Source organism: Pseudomonas sp. OA65 (genome assembly GCF_017498305.1).
Lineage (GTDB): Bacteria > Pseudomonadota > Gammaproteobacteria > Pseudomonadales > Pseudomonadaceae > Aquipseudomonas > Aquipseudomonas zanjanensis.
Genome location: NZ_JAGDEZ010000017.1, coordinates 78502 through 99232, shown reverse-complemented (window position 1 = coordinate 99232; position 20731 = coordinate 78502). Strand labels below are relative to the sequence as shown.

Below are 20731 nucleotides of genomic sequence, written 5' to 3'. Positions count from 1 at the left end.
CTTTCAGCGTGGCTTCCTATAAAGCCAGCAGTACAGGTGGCGCCGCATATTTCTTTCCCCTCAGATAGGACGAAATTGACCATAATACAGATCTAAGGTAGACCGTGGTTTGGTAATGGACCTTTGAAAGATATTCTGGCGATGTGTCCTGGCCGCATTGTTCAAAGGAAAGTCGTCCGTGTGCCAATGCATTTCTCTTGTCTCTTATATCTTTTAATTGGCGCAATGTTTGGCGGCCGTTCAAGTTGGGGTCTGCAGTTTGAAAGCCATATTTTTTTGCTGTTGTTCTGATTTCTGCGCAATCGACATTTCCAGAAAAAATCTTTTCTCTATCGTATCCTAGCCGGGTTATTGCAATTTCGATGGGGTGTATTCTCCCATCTAGAGCAGAGCTGTGATTATCTTTGATCGCGCGCTTGAAGTGGCTCAAGGCAATATTTTGTAGATTTCCACTTAGTTGGTCGAAGCCAAGGTTGTCACCATCTACAGTCTTGTGTATTGCGTCTATAGCATTAGTCATGGTGGCTTCGACAAGATTGTATAGAAGTAGATATGTATTCGCTCTTAGTGTTTTAGTTAGTTCGCGAGAGAGCTCTGCTCCCTCAATTGGAGTTAGTGCTCCGTCGACCTCTCCGGCCAGCGCGACGGATCTATTGTTTGCGATGAGTTCTATGAAGTTTATATACCTGCGAACCTCTGCGCAGCGTTGCCGAAAAAGGTCATACAGCTCAACGAGTAGCACCTCACTGTTGGTCATACTGGACCTCTCGACCTAGCAAATTATCCCTCACGAAGTGGATTCTGTTCAGCACTTTAGGTCTTGAGTTACTTGCATCTGAGCGTGTCAGTGTTTTGAACTCATCGCTTGCTAGCCACGCCATTGATGCAGGAGCCAGGCCGGGGTTCTCTTGCTGAGCTAGAGCGACACCAACCGAGATTGATTCGAAGCGAATTCGAGGCACGGACGAGTTATTCGATGCTTTCTTGAAGCCGTGTGGAAAGAATCGTTGAACGAAGTCCAGCATGCTTTCGAAAGTTGCTCGCAGCTCATCTTGGTTAAAGCCATTAGTGTTCATGTGGTCGAGGTACTCGTCCAAGAACTCGTCGACACGTTTGTTGAAATTCCTGTATCTATGAAGATATGCGTAAAATCTCAGTACCATTTCTTCATAGTCGCGATGATTGATTCTGACGTCGCTAATCGGGCAAAGCTGTCTGAATCTCAGATTAGAAGCAGTCTCTCGAACGAAGTCAGTGAACGGACCATCTTGTGAGCCGAATCTTTGCTCCATGTCTTTTAGTTTAGTGCCGCCGGTATTTAGCCGGTCGAAGAGTTGACGGCGAGCTTCTTCATCAACTTCCATCAGCTCAATCATTCGCATGGTCTTACGTCTGAACCTGAGTTGGCGAGAGACAGGGAAATCTTTGAAGTGGAAGCCATTCAGCATCGGCAACATCTTTAGATCGTCGAGCTTGAATTCATTGCCTAAGAAACGAACCAAAGTCCTGATTCGTTGTGATCCATCGACGATTTCTAGGCGCCCCTCATTCTCTCCCGTGTGCACGTCTGCAACGTATAGATATGGAATAGGGAGGTTGAGAAGAATCGACTCAATGAATCGACCTTGCTGTTCCTCACTCCAAACTAGCTCCCGTTGATAGTCAGGGATGAATAGTTCTGCTTTGTCAGTTTCTTCTAACTTATCTACGTATTTTGATACGATAACCTCAATGGGGTATTCCCTTATGTCGAAATCTGTTTCTTTTTGTCTTTCAATTATTTGTTTTTCAGCTTCCGCTTTTTGATCGTCACTTATAAGTGCGAACATTTCTCCTTGCTTAGCCATTAAAATTCCTTGCTATTTGTATTGATGCGGTCTTGGTGATGTTTATATGGTTTGTCTTGGCGTTCTGTTTGAATAACCCTCGTCGCCGTGCTCAGGTCAGTCGCTTTTAGCATGCACCGATCGACGATTGATAGCTTCAATAGGGTGGGGTAGTCGGTGCTATCACCGTATAGATCCGTGAAGTTGAATCCAGCGTACTCCCGCTGAGCGGCTACCCTTGAAGCCTTGCGAGGTTTGTCGTTCCATTCTGCTTTCATTTGTACCCAATCCATTGAATTATCCTGAAGTGGCATTATGGCATCGTGTAGAGCGGATGGAAGAGCTGCCTTTGTCGATGGGTGCTTTTCCTGCCTGGTCTCGCAATGTCAGCACTACAAGGAGCCCGCCCCAGTCTGTAGGATCAACGCTGGTGGTAGTGTCCAGTGGGCTAGGGTGTTCGCTTGGCACCCGCCGCTGGATGGTTTATCGCCCCAATCCTTCTTGAACCATAGCTGAGCTGCCTCTTGATGACGGGGGGTTCACCCGACAAGCTCCGTCTCCCCCGATGCTCGGCGAAAAGTTGTTCGCCAGCCGATATCGGAGAGAGCTCCCAGGTGTTACACCACAATACCCGGATAAGCTGGGTGTCAACTATACCTTCAAGCATCCCAATCGCCCTGCTATCTGAGGCTTGCATGTGGGAAAGCTTTTGTGGTCATCGGACTGGAATGAGTGGAGTGGAGCAAGTAGTGCAAATCCTGCTGAATATAAAGCAAAGCCGCCCGAAGGCGGCTTCAATCGACACGCAACTGAGCTTGCTCTGCCCCGTCTGCGTGGCTGGGTCAACCCGAAGAGGGACCCAGACTCCTGCCAGCGTTCACCGGTGACGGGGACGATCATGGCTACTGGTATCAGCGAATTCAAGCGAGCTTGATTCTTGAAACAGGGCTGCATGAGTTTTGTTGAGGTGTTAAACCCGTAAAATCAAGGGCTTGCTTTGACGAGGTGCGTTTTATTTCTTTTCTTGTCTGAGTAAGCGTTTGTGGTCTGTCAGACGCGCCGAAGTTTCCGACACGTTTTTAAGGTTGTCCGTCGGAAGCGAGGGCTCTAGCCTCTGGGTGTCGCTGCCAATTCAGCGACCGGACGTGAGAATCCGAACATCTCTAGGAGCACGGGCTTCTGCACAATCCAAGTGCAGGGCTTTACATCTTCAGCTCTAGGGAGCAAGCAATTCGATGATCAAAGAACCCCAAAATCCACCAAAGCCAGCCTCCACTTTCCCTTACGGCGACTACGCCCCAGAAAAGCTGCAAGAGGCTGCTGACCGTGTGCTGGATCAATACCTCAAACCTGACGACAGCAAGTCAGAACCCAAGCCTTCAGTACAGTTATTCACTGTGGCTGACGGTATCGACACCGAAGTGTTGCTGGCCAACCTCAGCGAAACCCTGGCTTCGGCCAATGCAATGCTCAACGACCTTGCCTTCGATCAGGACGGCTCGCGACGACATGTAGCATTGGGAGTGGCCCAGATGATTGAGTTGGGGATGTTGTTGGCGAACAAGTGCCTGGATCGGGTAGAGCTTCGGACTTGATGCAATAAGTGCCGGCCTCATCGCGAGCAGGCTCGCTCCCACAGTGGTTGGGTGTTGTTCACAGAACTCGTGATCGACACCAGCCTCTATGGGAGCGAGCTTGCTCGCGAAGACGTAGGCCCATCCAACATGGATGCGAGCTGAACCACCGCTTTCGCGAGCAAGCCCGCTCCCGCAGGGGATTTGTGGGTTCACAGACATGGGGGCGACACCAAGCCCTCGTGGCGAGGGAGCTTGCTCCCGCTGGGGCGCGAAGCGGCCCTGAAACCGGGCAGCGCGGTACGTCAGGCAGATTGAGTTGACTGCTTCACGGGCCGCTACGCAGCCCAGCGGGAGCAAGCTCCCTCGCCACAACAGCGGTCCGCTTCAGTGCGATATAGCCATCAACCCCGACGCTGGATGAACGCGCGAATCCGCTCCGCCGCTTCCACGCATTCAGCCAATGGCGCGACCAGGGCCATGCGCACGCGGCCGGCGCCTGGGTTGACGCCGTCGACATCGCGGGACAGGTACGAGCCAGGGACGACGGTCACGTGTTCCTGTTCGAACAGGTCCCGGCAGAAGGCTGCGTCATCGCCCGCCACATTTGGCCACAAGTAGAAGCTGCCATCCGGGCGCTGCACGTCCAGCACTGGGCTGAGGATTTCCAGCACCGCATCGAACTTTTCCCGGTACAGCGCGCGGTTGGCCCGTACGTGGACTTCGTCGTTCCACGCGGCAATGCTCGCCAATTGCGTCTGAACCGGCATCGCGCAGCCGTGGTAGGTGCGGTACAGCAGGAAGCCCTTGAGGATGTCCGCGTCGCCGGCCACGAAACCGGAGCGCAGGCCCGGCAGGTTGGAGCGTTTGGACAGGCTGTGGAACACCACGCAGCGCTTGAAGTCCTTGCGACCGAGTTCGACACAAGCGGTAAGCAGCCCCGGCGGCGGGGTCTGTTCGTCAAAATACAATTCGCTGTAGCACTCGTCCGAGGCGATGACGAAGTCATATTCATCCGCCAGGGCGATGAGTTTCTTCAGCACGTCCACCGGGATCAGCGCGCCGGTCGGGTTACCAGGCGAGCACAGGAACAGGATCTGGCAGCGTTTCCAGATCTCCGGTGAGACGGCATCGAAATCCGGATTGAAGCCATTAGTGTCCAGGCACGGCAGGTAATGCGGCTTGGCGCCGGCCAGGAACGCTGCGCCTTCGTAGATTTGGTAGAACGGGTTCGGGCTCACCACCAAGGCGTCGTCGCCACGGTTGACCACGGTCTGGGTGAAGGCGAACAAGGCTTCACGAGTGCCGTTGACCGGCAGAACATGGCGCGCCGGGTCGAGCCAGCCATTCGGCACGTTGAAGCGGCGCTCGCACCAGCCGGTGATGGCTTCACGCAGTTCCGGGATGCCGAGGGTGGTCGGGTACACCGCCATTTTTTCCAGGTTGCTGGCCAGGGCCTCGGCCACGAAGCTGGGCGAGCGATGCTTGGGCTCGCCGATGGACAGAGCGATTGGGCGCTTGTCCGGGTTGGGCGTGACGCTGCCGAGCAGGGCGCGGAGCTTTTCGAACGGGTAGGGCTGGAGCTGGTTCAGAGCGTTGTTCATTGAGGGCCTCGTTCAATGTGGGAGCGGGCTTGCTCGCGATAGCGGTGTATCAGGAAGCATCAATGCTGGATGTTCCGCCGCCATCGCGAGCAGGCTCGCTCCCACAGGGGACATGTGTTCGTTCAGATGCTGATGCGTGTCAGGTGGGCATCAGGCTCCTGGTTGACGCTCAAGTGCTGCACGATCGCTTCCTGCAAGCGGCTGCACAGTTGCGGATCGGACAACGGCTGGTTGTGAGCGTCGGTAATGAAAAATACGTCTTCCACCCGTTCGCCGAGGGTGGCGATCTTGGCGTTTTGCAGCGACAGGTCGAATTCCAGGAAAATATGGCCGACCCGCGCCAGCAGGCCTGGGCGATCCGGGGCGCTGAGTTCCAGCACGGTGACCTGGCGCTGGGCGTCGTTGTGGATCGTCACCTGGGGCGCGAAGGCGAAGTGCTTGAGCTGGCGCGGCACCCGGCGCTGGATGATGGTCGGGTAGTCCGCCGGGTTACGCAGGGCCTCGGTGAGGCCGTCGCGAATCTGCTTGACCCGCGCCGGGTTGTCGCCAATCGAGTCGCCGTCGGTGTCGAGCACGATGTAGGTGTCGAGGGTGAACTGGCTGCTGGAGGTGATGACCCGGGCGTCATGGATGTTCAGGTTGAGCTGGTCCATCGCCGCCACGGTCACGGCGAAGAAGTCGTGCTGGTCCGGGGCGTAGATGAAGATCTGCGTACCGCCCTCGAACTCGCGCTGGGTGGTTTCCTTGATCAGCACCAGCGGCCCGCCATCGGCCGGTTGCTGCAGGATCGCGTCGCTGTGCCAGGCCACGTCGCCGGCGGTGTGGCGCAGGAAATAATCATCGCCCAATTGCGACCAGAGCTGCTCGACATCGTCCGGGTCGGTGCCGCCGCGGACCAGGATGTCCAAGGCCGCGCTTTGGGTGCGACGGATCTGCTCTTCGCGGTCCACTGGGTTTTCCAGGCCGCGGCGCAAGGCCCGCTTGGTCTCGGTGTAGAGCTGGCGCAGCAGGCTGGCGCGCCAGGAATTCCACAAGCTCGGGTTGGTGGCGTTGATGTCGGCCACGGTCAGCACGTAGAGGTAATCCAGGCGCGTTTCATCGCCGACGACCTGGGCGAAGTCGTGGATCACCTGCGGGTCGGACAAGTCCTTGCGCTGGGCGGTGGTGGACATCACCAAATGGTTCTGCACCAGCCAGACGATCAGCCGGCTGTCCCACAGGGGCAGTTGATGGCGCTGGCAGAACGCCTCGGCGTCCACCGCGCCGATCTCGGAGTGATCGCCCGGGCGGCCCTTGCCGATGTCGTGGTACAGCCCGGCCATGTAGATCAGTTCGGGCTTGGGTAACTTGGCCATCAGCTTGCTGGCCAGCGGGAATTTCTCTGACACCTGGGTGTACTGCAGCTTACGCAGGTGCTTGATCAGGTTCAGCGTGTGGGCATCGACCGTATAGATGTGGAACAGGTCGTGCTGCATCTGCCCGACGATGAAGCCGAACTCCGGCAGGTAACGCCCGAGGATTCCGTAGCGGTTCATCCGGCGCAGGTTGCGGTGCACGCCGATCCGGCACTTGAACAACTCGATGAACAGGCTGGTGTTGCGGATGTCGTGACGGAAATCGTCATCGATCAGATGACGGTTTTCCCGCAGCAGGCGGATGGTATCGGCGCGTACGCCCTTGATTTCCGGCTGCTGGGCCATGAGCACGAAGATTTCGAGCATGGCGAACGGCGTGCGGCGGAACACATAGTCGTGACGCGCTTCGATGTAGCCGTCGTGCAACTGAAAACGCGAGTTGATCGGCTGCGGCGGCTCTTCGTCCTCGGGGGAGAGGATGACTTCCTCGAAGTGCTGGATGATCAGTTCGCTGAGCTGGGCGATGCTCATCACCACGCGGTAGTACTGCTGCATGAAGTTTTCGATGGACTGCTTGGCATCTTGCCCCTCGAAACCCAGCAGGCCGGCGATGGAGCGCTGGTGATCGAACAGCAGGCGATCCTCGGAGCGCCCGGCAAGCATGTGCAGGGCGTAGCGGACCTTCCACAAGAATTCCTGGGAAGAGGCCAGCAAGGCGTTTTCGCTTTCCACCAGGAAACCTTCCCCGGCCAGGGCGCGCAGGTTCAGCGTGCCGTATTGGCGGCGGGCGACCCACAGGATCGTCTGGATGTCCCGCAGCCCGCCGGGCGAGCCCTTGACGTTGGGTTCCAGGTTGTATTCGGTGTCGTTGTACTTGTGGTGACGGGCCTTCTGCTCGGCGTGCTTGGCCAGGAAAAAGTCCTTGCTGGGCCACATGTGCTCTGTGCTGGTGACATCGAGCATGCGCTGGCGCAGGTGCTCGGGGCCGGCAACGGTGCGGCTTTCCATCAGGTTGGTGATCACTGTCAGGTCGGCGCGGGCCTCGTCGGCGCATTCCTGCACCGAACGCACGCTTTGGCCGACTTCCAGGCCGATGTCCCACAACAGCGTCAGGAAGCGCTCGATGGAGTCGCGGAAAATTTCATGATCGGCGCTGTCCAGCAGGATCAGCAGGTCGATGTCGGAGTAGGGGTGCAGCTCGCCGCGCCCATAGCCGCCCACCGCCACCAGGGCGATGTCGGCATCCTCGCTCCAATCGAACTGCTCCCAGGCCTTTTGCAGGATGTTATCGACGAACCAGGCGCGGTCCTCGATCAGCCGACGAATGTCCCGGCCATTGCGAAAGCGCTGGTCGAGCACTTCATGGGCCTGGCGGATGGCCTTCTTGAACGCCGAGATGGGGCTTGCCTTCAGGGCCAGTTCTGCCTGGAACTGGCCGCGGTCGAAGAGTTCGGGATCCACCTGCGGCATTGAATGGCTTTCCTTTCTATCTATATCTGTTGGATCTATAGGCTGGGTTAGGATCAGGCGGAAACGCGCGCGATGGTGTCATCGCTGCGCAGGGTGAAGATTTCGTAGCCAGTCTCGGTGACCAGCAGGGTGTGTTCCCACTGGGCCGACAACTTGCGGTCCTTGGTGATGGCGGTCCAGCCGTCGCCCAGCACCTTGGTGTCGGCGCGGCCCTGGTTGATCATCGGCTCGATGGTGAAAGTCATGCCTGCCTGCAGTTCCATGCCGGTGCCGGCGCGGCCGTAGTGCAGGATCTGCGGTTCTTCGTGGAACACCTTGCCGATGCCGTGGCCGCAGAATTCGCGCACCACCGAGAAACCGTTCTTCTGCGCGTGCTTCTGGATCACTTCGCCGATGTCCCCCAGGCGGCAGCCCGGTTTCACCAGTTCGATGGCCATGTACATGCATTCCTGGGTGACCTTGGACAGGCGTTGGGCCCACTCCGGTACGTTGCCGACATGGAACATGCGGCTGGTGTCGCCGTGATAGCCGTCTTTGATGACGGTGACATCGATGTTCAGGGTGTCGCCATCCTTCAACGGTTTCTCGTTGGGGATACCGTGGCAGACCACATGATTGATCGAGGTGCAGATCGACTTCGGGAAGCCTTTGTAGTTGAGCGGGGCGGGGATGGCTTTCTGCTCGTTGACGATGTAGTCGTGGCAGATGCGGTCCAGCTCTTCGGTGGTCACGCCCGGCTTGACGTAGTCGGCGATCATCTCCAGCACTTCGGCGGCGAGTTTGCCGGCGACACGCATTTTGGCGATGTCCTCGGGCGTCTTGAGGGTAACGGTCATACAGGCTCTCTCTGCGCCCGACGGCGCTGTTCAAAACGAAATGGGCGGCGGGTGATGATTCGTGCGGCCCTGAAAGAGGCGATTCTAACAGACGATCAGTACAAAGAACTCCCCAGCCCGGAACTCTGTGGCCTGGGCGCGAGAGTGGGAGCAAAGCTTGCTCGCGATCCAGGCGACTCGATTTCTAAAGGACCGCATCGCCTCTTCGCGGGCAAGCCTTGCTCCCACAATCCCCTCGCCACAGGGATTTGAGAATCCGTGTTCCGTTTTCGCCCTTGCTGTGGTATAAAATGCGCCGCTTTCCGGGGATGACCCCGTAAGCTTAAATCCACACACGTGTCGACACGATGACCTGGGTGCCTTCGGCTTATATAGCCGCTGGTTGGTCATTGGGATACGTGGAGGCCAAACCCGACTTATCAAGGAACTATCATGTCCCAAGTCAACATGCGCGATATGCTGAAGGCCGGTGTGCACTTCGGTCACCAGACCCGTTACTGGAACCCGAAAATGGGCAAGTACATTTTCGGCGCGCGTAACAAGATCCACATCATCAACCTTGAAAAAACCCTGCCGATGTTCAACGAAGCACTGACCTTCGTAGAACGCCTGGCCCAGGGCAAAAACAAGATTCTGTTCGTCGGCACCAAGCGTTCCGCTGGCAAGATCGTTGCTGAAGAAGCAGCACGTTGCGGTTCGCCGTACGTCGATCACCGCTGGTTGGGCGGCATGCTGACCAACTTCAAGACCATTCGCGCTTCCATCAAGCGTCTGCGTGACCTTGAAGTCCAGTCCGAAGACGGTACTTTCGCCAAGCTGACCAAGAAAGAAGCGCTGATGCGCACTCGCGATCTTGAGAAGCTGGACCGCTCCCTGGGCGGTATCAAGGACATGGGCGGTCTGCCTGACGCACTGTTCGTGATCGACGTTGATCACGAGCGCATCGCGATCACCGAAGCCAACAAGCTGGGTATCCCGGTCATCGGCGTTGTCGACACCAACAGCAGCCCGGAAGGCGTTGACTACATCATCCCAGGCAACGATGACGCCATCCGCGCCATCCAGCTGTACATGGGTTCGATGGCTGACGCTGTGATCCGTGGTCGCAACAACGTTAACGGCGGCACCGAAGTCTTCGCTGAAGAAGCTCCGGCAGCAGCCGCTGAGTAATCGACGCCCCTGGCGTTGACTCAGTAAGCAAAAAGGGGGCTTGGCCCCCTTTTTGCCACCTCGAAAACCATTTGCCGCCAGCGCAGTGACTTGTTTGTAACCTGCCGCGGCCTATAAGCAGTGGTTTTCCGGGAAGAATTGATCGCCCGTTCGGTCGGGTGGAATGGTTGAAAACCTATCCAAGAGGATTTTGAAATGGCAGAGATTACTGCAGCGTTGGTTAAAGAACTGCGCGAGCGTACCGGCGAAGGCATGATGGATTGCAAGAAAGCCTTGACCAAGGCTGGCGGCGACATCGAGAAAGCCATTGATGACATGCGTGCTTCGGGCGCCATCAAGGCGGCCAAGAAAGCTGGCAACGTTGCCGCTGAAGGCGCCATCGCTATCAAGGACGACGGTAAAGCCGCCGTTCTGCTGGAAGTCAACTCCCAGACCGACTTCCTGGCTCTGCAGGATGACTTCAAGGCATTCGTTGCTGCCAGCGTCGATAAAGCCTTCGCTGACAAACTGACCGACGCAGCTCCGCTGATCGAAGCTCAGGAAGAAGCGCGCCTGGTACTGGTTGGCAAGACCGGTGAAAACGTCAACATCCGTCGTCTGGTTCGCGTTGAAGGCGACGTGGTCGGTACCTACCTGCACGGCAACAAGATCGGTGTTGCGGTTGTCCTGAAGGGCGGCGATACCGAGCTGGCGAAAGACATCGCCATGCACGTGGCTGCAACCAACCCTGAGTTCCTGCTGCCTTCGGACGTTTCGGCTGAAGCGATCGAGCGCGAGAAAGGCGTTTTCCTGCAGCTGAACGAAGAGAAGCTGAAAGGCAAGCCTGCTGAAATCGCCGAAAAAATGGTCAGCGGCCGTATCTCCAAGTTCCTGGCCGAAGCCAGCCTGGTTGAGCAGGCTTTCGTCAAGAACCCGGAAATCAAGGTCGGCGATCTGGCGAAGAAAGCCGGCGCTGAAATCGTTTCGTTCACCTACTTCAAAGTAGGCGAAGGCATCGAGAAGCCGGTCGACAACTTCGCAGAAGAAGTTGCTGCCCAGGTAGCTGCTGCCAGCAAGCAATAAGACGGTTTCCATAACGTCGCCCAGAAGAGGCTGCCCGCTTAACGCGCGCAGCCTCTTTTTGGATGGGGATGCCGATTTTTATTGGTTTCCTGTCGGAACTGGCTTACAAAGCCGTGTTCCGATGGCGCTGTGTCAGCGTCAGACTAGAGTGAACGCAAGCTGAAAACAGCTTGCAAAGAATTTTTGAAAATACGCCGCAGGAGAGATTCGCAATGGCTCAGCAGGGCAGTGGTTATCAGGCTCGCTATAAACGCATTCTACTCAAGCTTAGCGGCGAGGCCCTGATGGGCTCGGAAGAGTTCGGGATCGATCCGAAAGTGCTGGATCGCATGGCCCTGGAAGTTGGCCAGTTGGTCGGGATCGGCGTTCAGGTCGGCCTGGTCATCGGCGGCGGCAACCTGTTCCGCGGCGCAGCGCTGAGCGCGGCCGGCATGGATCGGGTCACAGGCGACCACATGGGCATGCTGGCCACTGTGATGAACGCCCTGGCTATGCGTGACGCGCTGGAGCGTGCCAATATCTCGGCCATCGTGATGTCGGCCATTTCCATGGTCGGCGTGACCGATCACTACGACCGCCGCAAAGCCATGCGCCACCTCAATTCCAAGGAAGTGGTGATTTTTGCCGCCGGTACCGGCAATCCGTTCTTCACCACGGATTCCGCTGCCTGCCTGCGAGCGATCGAGATCGATGCCGATGTCGTGCTCAAGGCAACCAAGGTCGATGGCGTCTATACCGCCGACCCGTTCAAGGACCCGCATGCCGAGAAGTTCGATCATCTGACCTACGATGAAGTACTGGATCGCAAGCTGGGCGTCATGGACCTGACGGCTATCTGCCTGTGCCGCGACCACAAGATGCCGCTGCGCGTCTTTAACATGAACAAGCCGGGCGCCCTGCTGAATATCGTCCATGGCGGCGCCGAAGGAACACTGATCGAGGAAGCTCAACAATGATCAATGAAATCAAAAAAGACGCTCAAGAGCGCATGCAGAAATCCCTGGACTCTCTGAACCACGCATTCGGCCAGATTCGTACCGGCAAGGCTCACCCCAGCATCCTCGGCAGCGTCATGGTGCCTTACTACGGCACTGACACACCGCTGAGCAGCGTGGCCAACGTCACCGTGAAAGACTCGCGCACCCTGCAGGTCGTGGCTTTCGAGCGCAACATGCTCGCTGCTGTAGACAAGGCGATCCAGAGCGCCGGTCTGAACCTCAATCCAACTAACTTGGGGGAGCTGCTGCTGATCCCGATGCCGGCCCTCACCGAGGAAACGCGCAAAGGCTTCACCAAACAAGCCCGTAGCGCAGCGGAAGATGCGCGTGTTGCTGTGCGCAATATCCGTCGTGACGCGTTGGGTGAGCTGAAGAAGTTGGTCAAGGATAAGGAAATCAGTGAAGACGAAGAGCGTCGTGCCATCGCTGATATCGATAAGCTGACCAAAGAATCCGAGGCCCAGATCACCAAGGCCACGGACGAGAAAGAAAAAGACCTGATGGCCGTATAAGGGTCTCGTTTTCATGGAAAAGACCAAGCAGGCCGTGCCGTTCGCGGTGCCGCGCCACGTGGCGATCATCATGGACGGCAACAATCGCTGGGCCAAGAAACGCTTCATGCCCGGCGTCGCCGGGCACAAGGCGGGGGTCGACGCGGTTCGTGCGGTCATCGAGGTGTGCGCCGAGGCGGGGGTCGAGGTATTGACCCTGTTCGCCTTCTCCAGCGAGAACTGGCAGCGGCCGGCCGATGAAGTCAGCGCCTTGATGGACCTGTTCCTCAAGGCCCTGCGGCGTGAGGCCAAGCGCCTCAACGACAACCAGATCAGCTTGCGCATTATCGGTGATCGCTCGCGCTTCCATCCGGAGTTGCAGGCGGCGATGCGCGAAGCTGAGACCGCGACGGCGGGCAGCAATCGGTTCGTCCTGCAGATCGCCGCCAACTATGGTGGTCAGTGGGATATTGCCCAGGCGGCCCAGCGGCTGGCGCGAGAAGTCCAAGCCGGGCACTTGCGCCCGGAAGACATCACCCCCGAACTGTTGCAGGCCTGTCTGGCGACCGGCGACCTGCCGTTGCCGGACCTGTGCATCCGCACCGGTGGCGAACATCGCATCAGCAACTTCCTGCTTTGGCAGTTGGCGTATGCCGAATTGTACTTCTCCGACCTGTTCTGGCCGGACTTCAAACACGAAGCCATGCGCACCGCACTGGCCGATTTCGCTTCCCGTCAGCGTCGCTTCGGTAAAACGAGCGAGCAGATCGAAGCTGGAGCCCGGGTTTAATGCTTAAACAACGAATCATCACTGCCTTGATCCTGTTGCCTATCGCCCTGGGTGGTTTCTTCCTGCTCGAGGGCGGTGGTTTTGCGCTGTTCATCGGGCTGGTCGTGACCCTGGGTGCCTGGGAGTGGGCGCGGTTGGCGGGTTTTCCTGCGCAGTCGGCGCGGGTGGCCTACGCAGCGGCCGTGGCGGCCATGCTGTTCATCATGTATGTGGTGCCCGGCCTTGCGCCCTGGGTGCTGGGGGCGGCGGTGCTGTGGTGGGCGATGGCGACCTTCCTGGTCCTGACTTATCCGCAGACCACCCATCATTGGGCCAACGCGGCGGCCAAGCTGGTCATCGGCCTGTTGATCCTGCTGCCGGCCTGGCAGGGGTTGATCTGGATCAAGCAAGGCCCGTTGGGCAACTGGCAGATCATGGCCGTGATGGTGCTGGTCTGGGGGGCCGACGTTGGCGCCTATTTTTCCGGCAAGGCCTTCGGCAAGCGCAAGCTGGCGCCCAAAGTCAGTCCTGGCAAGAGCTGGGAAGGGGTCTATGGTGGCCTGGCCCTGAGCCTCGTGATCACTACCGTGGTCGGCTTCGTGCGGGACTGGACGGTGGCGCAACTGTTCATGGGCCTTATTGGCGCAGCCCTGATCGTATTTGTGTCGGTGGTCGGTGACTTGACCGAAAGCATGTTCAAGCGTCAATCCGGGATCAAGGACAGCAGTAACCTGCTGCCCGGTCACGGTGGCGTGCTGGATCGCATCGACAGCCTGACGGCTGCGATCCCGATCTTTGCCGTGCTGTTGTGGATGGCGGCATCGTGAGTCGCCCCCAGCAGATCACTGTCCTTGGCGCGACCGGATCGATTGGCCTGAGTACGCTCGACGTCATTGGTCGGCATCCGGAGCGCTACCAGGTGTTCGCCCTCAGTGGTTTCACGCGCTTGAGTGAATTGCTGGCGTTGTGCATTCGCCACACCCCGCGGTTTGCCGTGGTGCCTGAGGCTGGCGTGGCGCGGGCGTTGCAGGACGATCTGCGCGCCGCCGGCCTGCAAACCCTCGTGCTGGTAGGGGAGGAGGGGCTTTGCCAAGTGGCTTCCGACCCCGAAGTCGACGCTGTGATGGCGGCGATCGTCGGTGCGGCGGGCTTGCGTCCGACGCTGGCGGCGGTGGAAGCCGGCAAGAAGATCCTGCTGGCCAATAAAGAAGCGCTGGTGATGTCCGGCGCGCTGTTCATGCAGGCTGTACGCAAAAGTGGCTCGGTGTTGCTGCCGATCGACAGCGAGCACAATGCGATTTTTCAATGCATGCCGCGGGATTTTTCCCGCGGTCTCGGCGCGGTAGGGGTTCGGCGGATTTTGCTGACAGCCTCCGGTGGTCCGTTCCGGCAGACGCCGCTGGAAGAATTGGTGCATGTTTCCCCCGAGCAGGCCTGTGCGCACCCGAACTGGTCCATGGGGCGCAAGATCTCGGTGGATTCGGCCAGCATGATGAACAAGGGGCTGGAGCTGATCGAGGCCTGCTGGCTGTTCGATGCCAAGCCGGTGCAGGTCGAGGTGGTGATTCACCCCCAGAGCGTGATTCACTCCCTGGTGGACTACGTCGACGGTTCGGTGCTGGCCCAGTTGGGCAACCCGGACATGCGCACGCCGATCGCCAACGCCCTGGCCTGGCCGGAGCGCATCGACTCGGGCGTTGCGCCGCTGGATTTGTTCGCCATCGCGCGCCTGGATTTCCAGGCGCCCGATGAGCAGCGTTTCCCCTGCCTGCGCCTGGCACGCCAGGCGGCCGAGGCGGGCAACAGTGCACCGGCCATGCTTAATGCTGCCAATGAGGTGGCCGTTGCCGCGTTTCTCGATGGACGTGTCCGTTACCTCGAGATCGCGAGTATCATCGAGGAAGTCTTGAATCTTGAAGCCGTGGTTTCGGTCGATGACCTCGATACGGTATTTACGGCGGATGCCAGGGCCCGTGAGTTGGCGGGCCAATGGCTGCAGCGCCACGGGCGTTGAAGCTGCGATACGTTAGCCAGGGTTGTCCTGGACAGGATTGCGGAGAAAACAGATGAGCGCGCTCTATATGATTGTCGGCACCCTGGTTGCCCTGGGGGTGTTGGTTACCTTTCACGAATTCGGTCATTTCTGGGTCGCGCGTCGCTGTGGCGTCAAGGTCCTGCGTTTTTCCGTGGGCTTTGGCATGCCGTTGCTGCGTTGGCACGACAAGAAAGGCACCGAGTTCGTCGTGGCGGCTATCCCGCTGGGCGGCTACGTCAAGATGCTCGACGAGCGTGAAGGCGAAGTCCCGGCCGATCAGGTCGACCAATCCTTCAATCGCAAGACCGTCCGTCAGCGTATCGCCATCGTCGCGGCGGGGCCGATTGCCAACTTCCTGCTGGCCTTGGTGTTTTTCTGGGGCCTGGCGATGCTGGGCAGCGAGCAGGTACGTCCGATCATCGGTGGCGTAGAGGCCGGCAGCGTTGCGGCTCGTGCCGGGCTGGGTGCCGGGCAGGAAATCGTCGCGATCGATGGCGAGCAGACATCGGGCTGGGCGGCGGTCAACCTGCAACTGGTACGTCGCCTGGGTGAAAGCGGTTCGCTGCAGTTGATGGTGCGCGAGCAGGGTTCCACCGTGGACTCGCCTCGCGAACTGATCCTGGACAACTGGCTCAAGGGTGCCGACGAGCCGGATCCGATCCGCTCCCTGGGGATCAAGCCCTGGCGTCCGGCGTTGCCGCCGATCCTCGCCGAACTCGACCCGAAAGGCCCGGCCCAGGCTGCCGGCCTGAAGACCGGTGATCGGTTGCTGGCCCTCGATGGCCAGCCGGTCAGCGACTGGCAGCAGGTGGTCGATTCGGTTCGTGTGCGTCCTGATACCAAGATTATGCTGCGCATCGAGCGCGACGGTGCTCCAATCGACGTCCCGGTGAGCCTGGCCGCCCGTGGCGAAAGCAAGGCGCCGACCGGTTACCTGGGGGCGGGCGTCAAGGCGGTCGACTGGCCACCGGAAATGATCCGCGAGGTCAGTTTCGGCCCTGTGGCGGCGATTGGCGAGGGTGCGCGTCGTACCTGGACCATGAGCATCCTGACGCTGGACTCGCTCAAGAAAATGTTGTTCGGCGAGCTCTCGGTAAAAAACTTGAGTGGACCGATAACCATTGCTAAAGTGGCGGGCGCTTCTGCCCAGTCGGGCGTCGCTGATTTCCTGAATTTCCTTGCTTATCTGAGCATTAGCCTGGGGGTTCTGAATTTGCTGCCCATCCCTGTACTGGATGGGGGGCATCTGCTGTTTTATCTGATCGAGTGGGCGCGTGGTCGTCCCTTGTCGGATCGGGTGCAAGGTTGGGGGATACAGATCGGTATCAGCTTGGTGGTCGGGGTCATGCTGCTTGCCCTCGTCAACGATCTGGGTCGTCTGTAACGCTTCGCTGAATTGCGAATCTGCCGCATTTTGCGGCAGTTTGTTTATTGCCAGTTGGAATAAGAAAGGACTTCATGAAACGTCTGCTGCTAACTGCGGTTCTCACCGTATTGATGATCGCCGAAGTTCACGCCGAGTCCTTCACTATCTCTGATATTCGCGTCAACGGCCTCCAGCGGGTTTCCGCGGGTAGCGTCTTTGGTGCCTTGCCGTTGAACGTCGGCGAGCAGGCGGATGATCGGCGCCTGGTGGAATCCACGCGTGCGCTGTTCAAGACCGGCTTCTTTCAAGATATCCAGCTGGGCCGTGACGGCAATGTCCTGGTCATCACGGTAGTCGAGCGCCCGTCGGTCGCCAGTATCGAGATCGAAGGCAACAAGGCGATCTCCACTGAAGACCTGATGAAGGGCCTCAAGCAATCCGGCCTGGCCGAAGGCGAGATCTTCCAGCGCGCCACCCTCGAAGGCGTGCGCAACGAGCTGCAACGCCAATACGTCGCCCAGGGCCGCTATTCGGCCACCGTCGACACCGAAGTGGTGCCGCAGCCGCGCAACCGCGTCGGCCTGAAGGTCAACATCAACGAAGGCACCGTGGCGGCCATCCAGCACATCAACGTGGTGGGCAACACGGTTTTCCCCGACGAAGACCTGATCGACCTGTTCGAACTCAAGACCACCAACTGGCTGTCGTTCTTCAAGAACGATGACAAGTACGCCCGTGAAAAACTCTCCGGTGACCTGGAGCGCCTGCGTTCCTATTACCTGGACCGTGGCTACATCAACATGGACATCGCTTCGACCCAGGTGTCCATCACCCCGGACAAGAAGCACGTCTACATCACCGTCAACGTCAACGAAGGCGAGAAGTACACCGTTCGTGACGTCAAGCTCAGCGGTGACCTGAAGGTTCCCGAGGACCAGGTCAAGTCGCTGCTGCTGGTGCAGAAGGGCCAGGTGTTCTCGCGCAAGCTGATGACCACCACGTCCGAGCTGATCACCCGTCGCCTGGGTAACGAGGGCTACACCTTCGCCAACGTCAGCGGCGTGCCGCAGCCGCATGATGAAGACCATACCGTCGACATCACCTTCGCCGTGGACCCGGGCAAGCGTGCCTACGTCAACCGCATCAACTTCCGTGGCAACACCAAGTCCGAAGACGAAGTGCTGCGCCGTGAAATGCGCCAGATGGAAGGTGGCTGGGCGTCGACCTACCTGATCGACCAGTCCAAGACCCGCCTGGAACGCCTGGGCTTCTTCAAGGAAGTCAACGTCGAGACACCGGCCGTGCCGGGCGTCGATGACCAGGTCGATGTGAACTACAGCGTCGAAGAGCAAGCTTCCGGCTCGATCACCGCCAGCGTCGGTTTCGCCCAGAGCGCCGGCCTGATCCTCGGTGGTTCGATCACCCAGAACAACTTCCTGGGTACCGGTAACAAGGTCAGCGTCGGCTTGACCCGCAGCGAATACCAGACCCGCTACAACTTCGGCTTCGTGGACCCCTACTGGACCGCGGACGGCGTGAGCCTGGGCTACAACGCCTTCTACCGCACCACCGACTACGACGAGCTGGATTCGGATATCTCCAGCTATGCGGTGGACAGCTACGGTGTCGGCGCCAACGTCGGCTACCCGATCAGCGAGACTTCGCGCCTGACCTTCGGCCTCACCGCCCAGCAGGACAAGATCAACACCGGTCGCTACACCGTCGACGAGATCTTCGATTTCGTGAACAAGGAAGGCGACAGCTACCTGAACTTCAAGGCGTCTGCCGGTTGGTCCGAGTCGACGTTGAACAAAGGCGTACTGGCGACCCGTGGTCATTCCCAGAGCTTGGTCCTGGAGACGACGACGCCAGGCAGCGACCTGTCGTTCTTCAAGCTCGACTACCGTGGCCAACTGTTCCAGCCGCTGACCGACACCTACACCATGCGCCTGCACACCGAGCTGGGCTTTGGTGATGGCTACGGCTCGACCGACGGCCTGCCGTTCTACGAGAACTACTACGCCGGTGGTTTCAACTCGGTACGCGGCTTCAAGGACAGCACCCTGGGCCCGCGCAGTACGCCGAGCAAGGGCAACAACCCGGGTACAATTGCAGACCCGGACCAGGATCCACTGCCGTTCGGTGGCAACGTGCTCATTCAGGGTGGCCTCGAGGTTCTGTTCCCGATGCCGTTCGTCAAGGATCAACGCTCCCTGCGTACCTCGGTATTCTGGGACGTGGGTAACGTTTTTGATTCCAGTTGCAGCGACACCACCAACGCCAACGGCACCAAGTCCGACACCAAGTGCAACGACATCAGCCTGAGCAACCTGGCCAGTTCCGTGGGTGTGGGCGTGACCTGGGTCACCGCGCTGGGTCCCTTGAGCTTCGCGTTGGCGATGCCGATCAAGAAGCCGGATGACGCTGAAACCCAAGTGTTCCAATTCTCCCTCGGCCAGACGTTCTAAGCGTCCGGCCCAAGATAACGACAATGGATTTTGTAGGAGTACATCGTGCGTAAGTTGACTCAATTGGTTCTCCTGGCGACCGTACTGGTTGCAGGTCCGGCTTTTGCCGACATGAAAATCGCCGTTCTGAACTATCAGATGGCCCTGCTGGAATCCGACGCGGCGAAGAAATACGCCGTGGATGCCGAGAAAAAATTCGGCCCGCAACTGACCAAGCTCAAGGGCCTGGAAAGCAGCGCCAAGGGCATTCAGGATCGTCTGGTCGCCGGTGGCGACAAGATGGCCCAGGGTGAGCGCGAGCGTCTGGAGCTTGAATTCAAGCAAAAGGCCCGTGACTTCCAGTTCCAGTCCAAGGAGCTGAACGAAGCGAAAGCTGTTGCCGACCGCGAAATGCTCAAGCAACTCAAGCCGAAACTCGACAGCGCTGTGGAAGAAGTCATCAAGAAAGGTGGTTTTGACCTGGTGTTCGAGCGTGGCGCAGTGATCGATGTCAAGCCTCAATACGACATCACGCGCCAAGTGATCGAGCGCATGAATCAGCTGAAGTAATCCATGACAGCGACTATCAAGCTCGGCCAGTTGGCCGAGTTCCTCGGCGCCACCCTGCGTGGCGACCCGGAGAAGGCAATTACTGGGCTAGCCACTTTACAAGAGGCTGGCCCAGCTCAGTTGAGCTTTCTGGCAAATCCCCAGTACCGCAAGTACCTGGCCGACTGCCGGGCAGCCGCGTTGTTGCTCAAGGCCGCCGATGCCGATGGATTTGCCGGCGATGCCCTGGTCGTGCCCGATCCGTACCTGGCGTATGCCCGCATTTCCCATCTGTTCGATCCCAAGCCGACATCGGCCGCCGGTATTCATCCCAGCGCAGTGATCGCCGCAGATGCCGTGGTTGACCCCACGGCCAGCGTCGGCCCGTTCGTGGTCATCGAAAGCGCGGCCCGAATCGGTGCCGGCGTCACCCTGGGCGCTCATTGCGTCGTTGGTGCGCGCAGCGAGATCGGCGAAGGCGGCTGGCTGGCGCCACGGGTCACCCTGTATCACGATGTGCGCATCGGCAAACGGGTGGTGATCCAGTCCGGTGCCGTGCTGGGCGGCGAAGGGTTCGGTTTTGCCAACGAGAAGGGCATCTGGCAAAAGATCGCCCAGATCGGCGGTGTCACCATTGGCGATGACGTGGAGATCGGCGTCAACACTGCGATCGACCGCGGTGCCTTGGCCGACACGGTCATCGGCAATGGCGTCAAGCTCGACAACCAGATCCAGATCGCCCACAACGTCCAGGTCGGTGACCACACCGCCATGGCCGCCTGCGTGGGCATCTCCGGCAGCACCAAGATCGGCAAGCACTGCATGCTCGCCGGTGGCGTAGGCCTGGTGGGCCATATCGATATCTGTGACAACGTGTTCCTGACCGGGATGACCATGGTGACCCACTCGATTACCGAGCCGGGTGCCTATTCTTCCGGCACAGCCATGCAGCCGGCAGCCGAATGGCGCAAGAGCGCGGCGCGTATCCGCCAGCTCGACGACATCGCGCGGCGCCTCAAGCAGGTGGAAAAGCGTGTAGGGGACGTGACCCCTGGCGGTAATGCTTCATCAGATGGCTGATACCATTTCCATATCAAGTGTGCACAGCCGTTAGGGCATCTTGATTTGCTAGCGGAGTGCGCGTCACTCGTGCGCTCCCAATCTTTACATAGGCTTCCC

The 20731-nt window shown here is 58.8% G+C and carries 18 protein-coding genes; 12 read left to right on the top strand and 6 right to left on the bottom strand.

What is annotated here, in order from left to right; translation table 11 throughout:
- Positions 1-16: 16 nt before the first annotated feature.
- From J3361_RS16490 to J3361_RS16480, 3 genes are read right to left on the bottom strand one after another with little or no spacing between them, the layout of a single operon-like run.
- On the bottom strand, positions 17-757 hold the full coding sequence (locus tag J3361_RS16490) for an MAE_28990/MAE_18760 family HEPN-like nuclease (protein WP_207965463.1): 741 nt from the start codon (positions 755-757) through the stop codon (positions 17-19).
- Positions 744-1847, bottom strand: coding sequence for a DUF262 domain-containing protein (locus J3361_RS16485; RefSeq protein WP_207965462.1), 1104 nt, complete (start codon positions 1845-1847; stop codon positions 744-746). Before J3361_RS16485 ends, J3361_RS16490 begins: the two co-directional genes overlap by 14 nt.
- A complete protein-coding gene (locus J3361_RS16480; protein WP_207965461.1) occupies positions 1847-2119 on the bottom strand; it encodes a hypothetical protein in 273 nt (90 codons plus the stop codon). The genes J3361_RS16485 and J3361_RS16480 overlap by 1 nt, the downstream gene beginning before the upstream one ends.
- A 942-nt stretch (positions 2120-3061) precedes the next feature.
- Between J3361_RS16480 and J3361_RS16475 the strand changes: the two genes are divergently transcribed.
- On the top strand, positions 3062-3421 hold the full coding sequence (locus J3361_RS16475) for a DUF6124 family protein (protein WP_207965460.1): 360 nt from the start codon (positions 3062-3064) through the stop codon (positions 3419-3421).
- A gap of 383 nt (positions 3422-3804) precedes the next feature.
- Here J3361_RS16475 and dapC read toward each other — a convergent pair whose 3' ends face one another.
- The 3 genes from dapC to map all read right to left on the bottom strand — a co-directional run bounded on the left by dapC (position 3805) and on the right by map (position 8665).
- On the bottom strand, positions 3805-5004 hold the full coding sequence (gene dapC / locus J3361_RS16470) for a succinyldiaminopimelate transaminase (protein ID WP_207965459.1): 1200 nt from the start codon (positions 5002-5004) through the stop codon (positions 3805-3807).
- 122 nt (positions 5005-5126) lie between these two features.
- Positions 5127-7829 carry a [protein-PII] uridylyltransferase gene (locus J3361_RS16465; protein ID WP_207965458.1) on the bottom strand — a complete coding sequence of 901 codons (2703 nt, stop codon included), beginning with the start codon at positions 7827-7829 and terminating at the stop codon, positions 5127-5129.
- Between the two features lie 53 nt (positions 7830-7882).
- Positions 7883-8665, bottom strand: coding sequence for a type I methionyl aminopeptidase (map, locus tag J3361_RS16460; protein WP_053118843.1), 783 nt, complete (start codon positions 8663-8665; stop codon positions 7883-7885).
- A gap of 432 nt (positions 8666-9097) precedes the next feature.
- Between map and rpsB the strand changes: the two genes are divergently transcribed.
- The 11 genes from rpsB to lpxD all read left to right on the top strand — a co-directional run bounded on the left by rpsB (position 9098) and on the right by lpxD (position 20632).
- Positions 9098-9835, top strand: coding sequence for a 30S ribosomal protein S2 (gene rpsB, locus J3361_RS16455; RefSeq protein WP_003198231.1), 738 nt, complete (start codon positions 9098-9100; stop codon positions 9833-9835).
- Between the two features lie 195 nt (positions 9836-10030).
- Entirely contained in the window at positions 10031-10897 is an 867-nt protein-coding gene (gene tsf, locus J3361_RS16450; RefSeq protein ID WP_030139490.1) for a translation elongation factor Ts, read from the top strand.
- A 212-nt stretch (positions 10898-11109) separates the two neighbouring features.
- Positions 11110-11853, top strand: a complete 744-nt coding sequence (gene pyrH / locus J3361_RS16445; RefSeq protein ID WP_186705496.1) for a UMP kinase — start codon at positions 11110-11112, stop codon at positions 11851-11853.
- A complete protein-coding gene (gene frr, locus J3361_RS16440; RefSeq protein WP_060739001.1) occupies positions 11850-12407 on the top strand; it encodes a ribosome recycling factor in 558 nt (185 codons plus the stop codon). Before pyrH ends, frr begins: the two co-directional genes overlap by 4 nt.
- A 13-nt stretch (positions 12408-12420) precedes the next feature.
- On the top strand, positions 12421-13176 hold the full coding sequence (gene uppS / locus J3361_RS16435) for a polyprenyl diphosphate synthase (RefSeq protein WP_207965457.1): 756 nt from the start codon (positions 12421-12423) through the stop codon (positions 13174-13176).
- On the top strand, positions 13176-13982 hold the full coding sequence (locus J3361_RS16430; protein WP_207965456.1) for a phosphatidate cytidylyltransferase: 807 nt from the start codon (positions 13176-13178) through the stop codon (positions 13980-13982). Before uppS ends, J3361_RS16430 begins: the two co-directional genes overlap by 1 nt.
- Positions 13979-15169, top strand: coding sequence for a 1-deoxy-D-xylulose-5-phosphate reductoisomerase (ispC, locus tag J3361_RS16425; RefSeq protein WP_207965455.1), 1191 nt, complete (start codon positions 13979-13981; stop codon positions 15167-15169). The genes J3361_RS16430 and ispC overlap by 4 nt, the downstream gene beginning before the upstream one ends.
- Positions 15170-15221: 52 nt before the next feature.
- Entirely contained in the window at positions 15222-16574 is a 1353-nt protein-coding gene (gene rseP, locus J3361_RS16420) for an RIP metalloprotease RseP (RefSeq protein WP_207965454.1), read from the top strand.
- Between the two features lie 74 nt (positions 16575-16648).
- Entirely contained in the window at positions 16649-19024 is a 2376-nt protein-coding gene (gene bamA / locus J3361_RS16415) for an outer membrane protein assembly factor BamA (protein ID WP_207965453.1), read from the top strand.
- Positions 19025-19069: 45 nt separating this feature from the next.
- Entirely contained in the window at positions 19070-19573 is a 504-nt protein-coding gene (locus J3361_RS16410) for an OmpH family outer membrane protein (RefSeq protein WP_003184901.1), read from the top strand.
- Between the two features lie 3 nt (positions 19574-19576).
- Positions 19577-20632, top strand: coding sequence for a UDP-3-O-(3-hydroxymyristoyl)glucosamine N-acyltransferase (gene lpxD, locus J3361_RS16405; protein ID WP_207965452.1), 1056 nt, complete (start codon positions 19577-19579; stop codon positions 20630-20632).
- Positions 20633-20731: the final 99 nt, after the last annotated feature.